This window comes from Dorea sp., from assembly GCF_977044405.1.
Genome location: NZ_CDRRQK010000047.1, coordinates 1 through 7,152 on the forward strand (window position 1 = coordinate 1; position 7,152 = coordinate 7,152).

9 protein-coding genes are annotated in these 7,152 nt (G+C 41.9%); 8 read left to right on the top strand and 1 reads right to left on the bottom strand.

The genetic code is table 11. The features are described from left to right. Window positions 1-262 precede the first annotated feature (262 nt). The 6 genes from ACWJAF_RS13570 to rplT all read left to right on the top strand — a co-directional run bounded on the left by ACWJAF_RS13570 (window position 263) and on the right by rplT (window position 4,695). On the top strand, window positions 263-1,612 hold the full coding sequence (locus tag ACWJAF_RS13570) for an MATE family efflux transporter (RefSeq protein ID WP_296032953.1): 1,350 nt from the start codon (window positions 263-265) through the stop codon (window positions 1,610-1,612). A gap of 46 nt (window positions 1,613-1,658) precedes the next feature. Then, entirely contained in the window at window positions 1,659-2,558 is a 900-nt protein-coding gene (locus ACWJAF_RS13575; RefSeq protein WP_296032950.1) for a DegV family protein, read from the top strand. A gap of 59 nt (window positions 2,559-2,617) precedes the next feature. After that, a complete protein-coding gene (locus ACWJAF_RS13580; RefSeq protein ID WP_448864650.1) occupies window positions 2,618-3,283 on the top strand; it encodes a B3/B4 domain-containing protein in 666 nt (221 codons plus the stop codon). Window positions 3,284-3,577: 294 nt separating this feature from the next. Continuing rightward, window positions 3,578-4,072 (top strand): translation initiation factor IF-3, encoded by a 495-nt coding sequence (gene infC, locus ACWJAF_RS13585; RefSeq protein ID WP_296032947.1) that lies wholly within the window; start codon window positions 3,578-3,580, stop codon window positions 4,070-4,072. Window positions 4,073-4,104: 32 nt separating this feature from the next. Then, the gene (gene rpmI / locus ACWJAF_RS13590) at window positions 4,105-4,302 is read left to right on the top strand and encodes a 50S ribosomal protein L35 (RefSeq protein ID WP_006427930.1); all 198 of its coding nucleotides are present in this window, start codon (window positions 4,105-4,107) and stop codon (window positions 4,300-4,302) included. A 36-nt stretch (window positions 4,303-4,338) separates the two neighbouring features. Continuing rightward, window positions 4,339-4,695: a 50S ribosomal protein L20 gene (gene rplT, locus ACWJAF_RS13595; protein WP_006427929.1), complete on the top strand. Its 357-nt coding sequence runs from the start codon at window positions 4,339-4,341 to the stop codon at window positions 4,693-4,695. 241 nt (window positions 4,696-4,936) lie between these two features. On the opposite strand, the gene ACWJAF_RS13600 is transcribed toward rplT, so the two are convergent. Beyond that, complete coding sequence (locus ACWJAF_RS13600; RefSeq protein WP_296034056.1) at window positions 4,937-5,416, bottom strand: S-ribosylhomocysteine lyase; 480 nt, start codon at window positions 5,414-5,416, stop codon at window positions 4,937-4,939. Window positions 5,417-5,742: 326 nt separating this feature from the next. On the opposite strand from ACWJAF_RS13600, the gene ACWJAF_RS13605 reads away from it, so the two are divergent. Beyond that, a complete protein-coding gene (locus ACWJAF_RS13605; protein WP_296034055.1) occupies window positions 5,743-6,381 on the top strand; it encodes a histidine phosphatase family protein in 639 nt (212 codons plus the stop codon). An 18-nt stretch (window positions 6,382-6,399) separates the two neighbouring features. Then, a complete protein-coding gene (locus ACWJAF_RS13610) occupies window positions 6,400-6,927 on the top strand; it encodes a hypothetical protein (protein WP_448864654.1) in 528 nt (175 codons plus the stop codon). Window positions 6,928-7,152: the final 225 nt, after the last annotated feature.

The following is a 7,152-nucleotide window of genomic DNA, read 5'->3' on the forward strand; positions in this document are numbered from 1 at the left end:
TCTCCTTCTACTGCTGTCAGAAGGAGATAAAACCATAACATTATTGTGTGAAAGAGTAAATATCTACTGTGCGAGAGTAAATTCCACCGCCCAGTGGGGCAGTGGAATTTAAGAATTCATTTTAGAATCTGCATATAAGCTTGAAATAAAAATTGTGGAAAAAAAGAAAAAATGTTATAATCCTTTTTAATACCAAAGTATGCAAGAGAAGCTGCCGGTGGCAGGTTCTTTGCATGTTAAATATAGAAAGGCAGCGATACGAATGAATCACAAAGACGAAAGATTAGGCACAGAGCCGCTTGGGAGGCTGATGTTCTCACTTGCGGTTCCTTCTGTAGCGGCACAGCTTATCAATGTGCTTTATAATATTGTAGACAGAATCTACATCGGACATATTCCGGAATATGGAGATGTGGCACTGACAGGAGTCGGGGTTACATTTCCGATACTGACGATGATCTCGGCGTTCAGTGCATTTGCCGGAATGGGCGGGGCACCGCTTGCATCCATCCAGCTGGGTAAACAGAATAAACAAAAAGCAGAGCAGATCCTTGGCAATTCGGCAGGGCTTCTGGTTCTGTGTGCGGTGATATTAACTGTATTTTTCTCGGTATTTAAGACTCCGATCCTGTATGCGTTTGGAGCGAGTGATGCGACGATTACATATGCAAGAGATTATATAACGATCTATCTGATTGGAACCATCTTCGTGCAGCTTGCATTGGGATTAAATGCATACATCAGCGGACAGGGAGAAGCAAAGATTGCGATGTTTTCGGTTCTGATCGGAGCAGTACTGAATATCTGTCTGGATCCGGTATTTATCTTCCTGTTTCATCTTGGCGTACGAGGGGCGGCGCTGGCTACGATCATATCCCAGGCGGTAAGTGCGGCATGGGTAGTCAGGTTCCTGACATCAGAAAAAAGCGTGATGCGTCTGACATTTAAAAATATGCATCTGAACGGAGCAACGATTAAGATGATCGCGGGACTTGGAATCTCGCCATTTATCATGCAGAGTACGGAAAGTCTGGTTACGATCACTTTGAATACCGGACTTCAGAAATACGGCGGGGATCTGTATGTCGGTTCCATGTCGATCCTGATGAGTATCATGCAGCTGATCACGATTCCGGTACAGGGAATCACACAGGGGATCCAGCCGGTCATCAGTTATAATTACGGCGCAGGGAATATCGACCGTGTGAAGGCAACTCTGAAACGCATGATCCTGGTATGTCTGTCCGGAACGCTGGTGCTGGCAGGTGTGGCAATCTTTTTCCCGGAAGTGTATACAGGGCTGTTTACCAATAATAAGGAACTGCTGGAGCTGACATGTAAGGTCATGCCGGTATATTTCCTTGGAATTTCCATTTTTGGAATCCAGTGTGCGTGCCAGACATCATTTATCTCCCTTGGACAGGCGAAAGTATCGTTATTTATCGCACTTTTGCGTAAGATTATCCTCCTGATCCCGCTTGCGGTCATCCTTCCGAAGTTTATGGGTGTGATGGGAATCTACCGTGCAGAGCCGGTCGCAGATACGATATCCGTTCTTACGACGAGCGTTGTATTTGTGATTACGATGAAAAAAGTTTTGCGTAATAAGTAAGACAATGGTAAGATGAAAGGGACATCATATAAGGGGGTAAATGAATATGAGTTGCCAAAGCATTCCAAAAGAGCAGCCGGTGGCAGGAGAATATGTAATTACGATCAACAGTACATGTGATCTGCCAAAAGACTGGGTGTGGGAAAGAAAGATACCAGTAGTTCCGCTTAACTGTACGATCGGGGATAAGACTTACCGCGATATGTATGATCTGTCAGCAGATGAATTCTACGGCATGTTAAGAGCCGGGGCGATGACAGTTACTTCTCAGCCAAGCCCGCAGGATGCGATGGATATTCTGGAACCAATTTTAAAAGAAGGAAAAGATATCTTACATCTGGCATTTTCGTCAGGCTTAAGTGGTACATATAACAGCATGTGCATAGCAGCAGAAGAACTGCAGGAAAAATATCCGGAGAGAAAGATCGTAGTGATCGATACGCTATGTGCAAGCATGGGTGAAGGTCTCATTGATTATAAAGCACTGGAACTTCAAAAAGAAGGAAAATCCCTGGAAGAAGTTGCACAGTGGGTAGAAGAAAATAAATTAAAAGTCTGCCATTTCTTCATGGTAGATGATCTGAACCATCTTCAGAAAGGCGGCCGTATCTCCAAGACGGCAGCAGTCCTTGGAACAATGGTTCAGATCAAGCCGATCATTTATCTGGATAATGAAGGAAAACTTCAGATCATAAGGAAAGAACGCGGCAGAAAGAAAGGGATGAATAAGATCGTCGATATGGCAATCGAAGCAACGGAAGGAAAGACACCGGATATGGTGATGATCCCGCACGGCAACTGTCCGGAAGATGCTGCATATGTGGCAGAGCTCGTCAAAAAGAAGATGGGCGTGACAAACATCATGATGAATAATCTTGGAACTGTGATCGGCGGGCATACAGGTGCAGGGATGATCGCTGTGGTATGCATGGCAGAGCACAGATAATCACCGGAGCTTATAAAATCTCCATAAGGCATAACGAAAAAAACAGGAGGCATAAGATTATGAAACATCTGACAATCGATAAGGCAATGAAAGATATCTGGCCGGATACCAGAGTCGGATGCCTGCAGTATCAGGTAAAGATCGAAAAGAAGAACGAAGAATTATGGAAATATCTAAAGAAAGACATTTTCAAAAAGACGCGTGATGATATCTTTGATTACGGAATCAATGATATTCCAAATGTAAAAGAATCAAGAGCAGCATATAAGGCGTTCGGAAAAGATCCAAGCAGATACCGTGTATCCTCAGAAGCATTGATCCGCCGTATCGGACAGGGAAAAGGACTCTATGAAGTAAATACCGTAGTCGATGTAAATAACTTAATCTCGATTGAATCTGGCTTCTCGGTGGGATCTTACGATATAGCACAGATCGCAGATGAGCTGGTATTCCGTGTCGGAAAAGAAGGCGAGACCTATAAGGGAATCGGAAAGGATGAGATCAAGATCGATGCCCTTCCGGTACTGGCAGACGAACAGGGAGCAATTGGAAGTTCTACGAGTGATTCCGAGCGTGCAATGATTACGGAAAATGCAACAGAAGTCCTGACACTTATCTATTCATTTTCCGGAAATGATGATCTGGAAAAAGCACTGGATTATGGAAAGAAGTATCTGGAGAAATATGCAGGCGCGCAGAATGTGGAAAGCTGGATCGTGGAATAAATGCCAGATTACAGGCGGATTTTGAGAGTATAAAGATCTGTATAAAATATTTAAAAAATATAAAAAAACAGTTGACAGGCGGCATGTGATATGGTAAATTAAATGTTGCGTGAAGCGAAAAAGAAAGTAGAGTATCCACTCTCACCGTAGCACAAGCGAGTGACTAATGGTTTGATATTGAGTATAATACAGATTCTGACAACAGGTCTGATGATACAGATATATAAGTGGATAGTCTCGAACTATTCACTTATTTTTATTTTATGATGGAGGTGCACGACAATTAGCGATTTAATGATTAACGGGCAGATTAGAGACAAAGAAATTAGAGTGATTGGAGAAAATGGCGATCAGTTAGGTATTATGACTCCGAGAGAGGCTATGAAGCTTGCTCAGGAAGCAGATCTTGATCTTGTAAAGATTGCTCCAAAGGCTCAGCCACCTGTTTGCAAGATTATTGATTACGGTAAGTACAGATATGAACTTGCAAGAAAGGAAAAAGAAGCTAAGAAAAAACAGAAAACCGTTGAAGTAAAAGAAGTGCGTCTTTCACCAAATATTGAGACGAACGATCTTAATACAAAAGTGAATAATGCGAAGAAATTCATCAGCAAAGGTAACAAAGTAAAGGTTACACTGCGTTTCAGAGGTCGTGAGATGGCACATGTTCAGCAGAGTAAACACATTCTGGACGATTTCGCTCAGATGCTTGGCGACATCGCAGTCATTGAAAAGCCGGCTAAGATGGAAGGCAGAAGCATGAGCATGGTTTTAACTGAAAAACGTTAAAAATACAATACAAGTTGAAGGAGGAGCATATCATGCCAAAAATTAAAACTAATAGAGCAGCTGCAAAGCGCTTCAAAAAGACAGGTACAGGAAAATTAAAAAGAAATAAAGCTTACAAGAGCCATATCTTAACTAAGAAATCTACAAAGAGAAAAAGAAATCTTAGAAAAGCAACAATCGCTGATGCTACTAACGTAAAGAACATGAAGAAGGTATTACCATATCTCTAAGATAAGGTTCAATTTGTGAAGGAGGAAGAATAAGACATGGCAAGAATTAAAGGCGGATTAAACGCTAAAAAAAGACATAACAGAACATTAAAGTTAGCAAAAGGATATAGAGGAGCACGTTCTAAACAGTACAGAGTTGCAAAACAGTCTGTAATGAGAGCTCTTACATCTTCATACGCAGGAAGAAAACAGCGCAAACGTCAGATGCGTCAGCTCTGGATCGCTCGTATCAACGCTGCAGCTAGAATGAACGGACTGTCATACAGCAAGTTCATGCACGGCTTAAAAGTAGCTAACATCGAGATGAACAGAAAGATGCTCGCAGAGATGGCTGTAAATGATGCAGAAGGATTTGCAACACTTGCAGAAGCTGCAAAAGCTGCTTTAGCTTAATTCTATAAAATGATATTTTGACACGCAGGAGTTTCTTCTGCGTGTTTTTTCTTGTTTACAGTCATATGGAGCGGAGTGTGTCTGAATACAGAAGTGAAAGTATGTAAGAGAAGCTGCTGATGGAGATGCTGTAGATAAAAAAGAAGCATCTGATATGAAAATGTGAAAGATTTTTATGATCAAACATATATTTCATACCGGATGCTTCTTCTTTTTTACAAATCTGAAAGCAGATTTGTAATTATGCAGGATAATTTAACTGCGCATCTGTAATGTTCTCAAGTACCTCTGTAAGATACTTTTTAGAAAGATATTTTGCCATCGGAAGGTTCATATCCAGATAGTTGCCACAGTCCTTTGCAGAAGCGCCTGGAACGTCTCCTTCGAAGTTGGCCATAAAGGTATACATTTCCTTTAATAAAGGGATGATGTCCCTGGATTCATAGCTTCCGGCAAGGATCAGGTAAAATCCGGTACGGCATCCCATAGGTCCGAAATAGATTGTCTTATCTGCATATTCTGCATGATTACGTAGGAATGTTGCAGCAAGATGCTCAATGGTGTGAACCTCGGCTGTGTTCATGACAGGTTCATCATTCGGGCTGGTCATGCGAAGATCAAACGTAGTGATCGGATTGCCGGCTACCTGATCTACACGAGATACATATACACCTGGAACGAGACGCAGGTGATCTACTGTAAAACTTGCAATTTTTTCCATAATTGCGACACCTCTTCTTTAAAAAAATATTCGAAATTATTATAGCATTTTCGTCAGAATTTGACTATAAAAAGATGAGAAGATATGATATACTAAATTCCATATTGCCAATGTATCAGAAAAAAAACAAAGCAAAAAAGTGACTCTGGAACCGGCAATAAAAAGGAATGATTGCAGAGGTTCTGCCGTCAAAAGTTATTTATGGAGAAGGATGTATTCTGGAGCATTTTTAGGACATGCTCTTAGGAATATGTATGAAAAGATTCCGGGAATGTTTTTATACGCGCTTCAGAGTACATATGGGTGTTAAGGAGGAAGACAGGATAATGAAATTATATTTGGTAAGACACGGTGAGACGGACTGGAATAAGGCAAAACGGATTCAGGGACAGGTAGACATCCCGTTGAATCAGTTTGGAAAGCATCTCGCAAAAGAGACTGCAGAAGGGCTTAGAGACGTACCGTTTGATCTGTGTGTTTCAAGTCCATTATCAAGAGCGCATGAGACCGCGCGGATTATCTTAGATGGAAGAGATATCCCAATTATCAAGGATGCCAGAATTGGGGAAATGGCGTTTGGTGAATATGAGGGAAAATGTTGTGCAAGAGATAACTGGGAACTGCCGGAAGGGTTCCATAAGTTTTTTAATGATCCGGCAGGCTACGTACCAGGAAAAGATGGCGAGTCATTTGCAGATGTAAAGAAAAGAACCGGAGAATTCTTAGAAGCACTGAAGAAGAAGGGCGAAGACTTGTATGACAATGTATTGATCACAACACATGGAGCAGCACTGGCAGGAATTCTCAATAATATCCGCAAAGAACCGCTGGAGCAATATTGGGGGATCGGAGTGCATAGCAACTGCGGTGTAACAGAGGTGGAGATCAAAGATGGTGAGGCAAAGATTCTGTCTGAAAATGTTACATATTATGAAGAAGCAGTAAGACCATGGGCAGATAAGTAGAGAAATGGAGGAAAAAAGATGGCAATTGAAACAGCAGGACAGCAGAAATATGCTGATCTGGCCGCAAAAAGAATCAAATCCTTACAAACAGGGATGATCGTATGGATCAGTTTATTGTGTGTGGCACTGATCTGTTCTTTTAACAATATCAAGCTTGCAGCAATTCTGGGAGTCATTGCAATCGCTTATGCAGTGCTAAATATGAAAGGCAGAAAAGAATTCAAGAATAAATTAAACAGAATCAAAGACAAGGAAGAATTCTTCCGCCAGCTCGCAGCACCGGATGCATTGGAATTAAAAGACGAGCAGCTGATCGTGGCGAAAGATTATGTTGTAGTTGTCGATGCAGACGTGCACGTCTATGATCTGAATCAGATGGCAAAAGTAGAAGTAGGAAAACAGGGAGACATTAAGAAAACCCTCTTTCTTACAGAACCAGACGGAACAAGACATGCGGTTATCTCGACAACAAAAGGAGATGGACGGCATAAAGAATTCGATCAGGTATATTACAGATTGCATGATCGGGTGAAAAAAGCTGTTTAATACACTAGTTCATCATGGCCTCCCGGTCGCGACTTGCGTATGCCTTGGTATAAGGGCTGGGTAGCATTCGGAATGAGGCTTAGAAGTAGTTAGAGAGCCTGGATTCCCGTTAACAGAAAGCAAATCCACTGTTTGAGCCAGCAGGCGAGTTTGGGTTTGCTTTCTGTTGCTTTTAGGGAATTCAGGCTCTCTTACTACTTCTTGCTTCATGGAGTCGCGGACCAG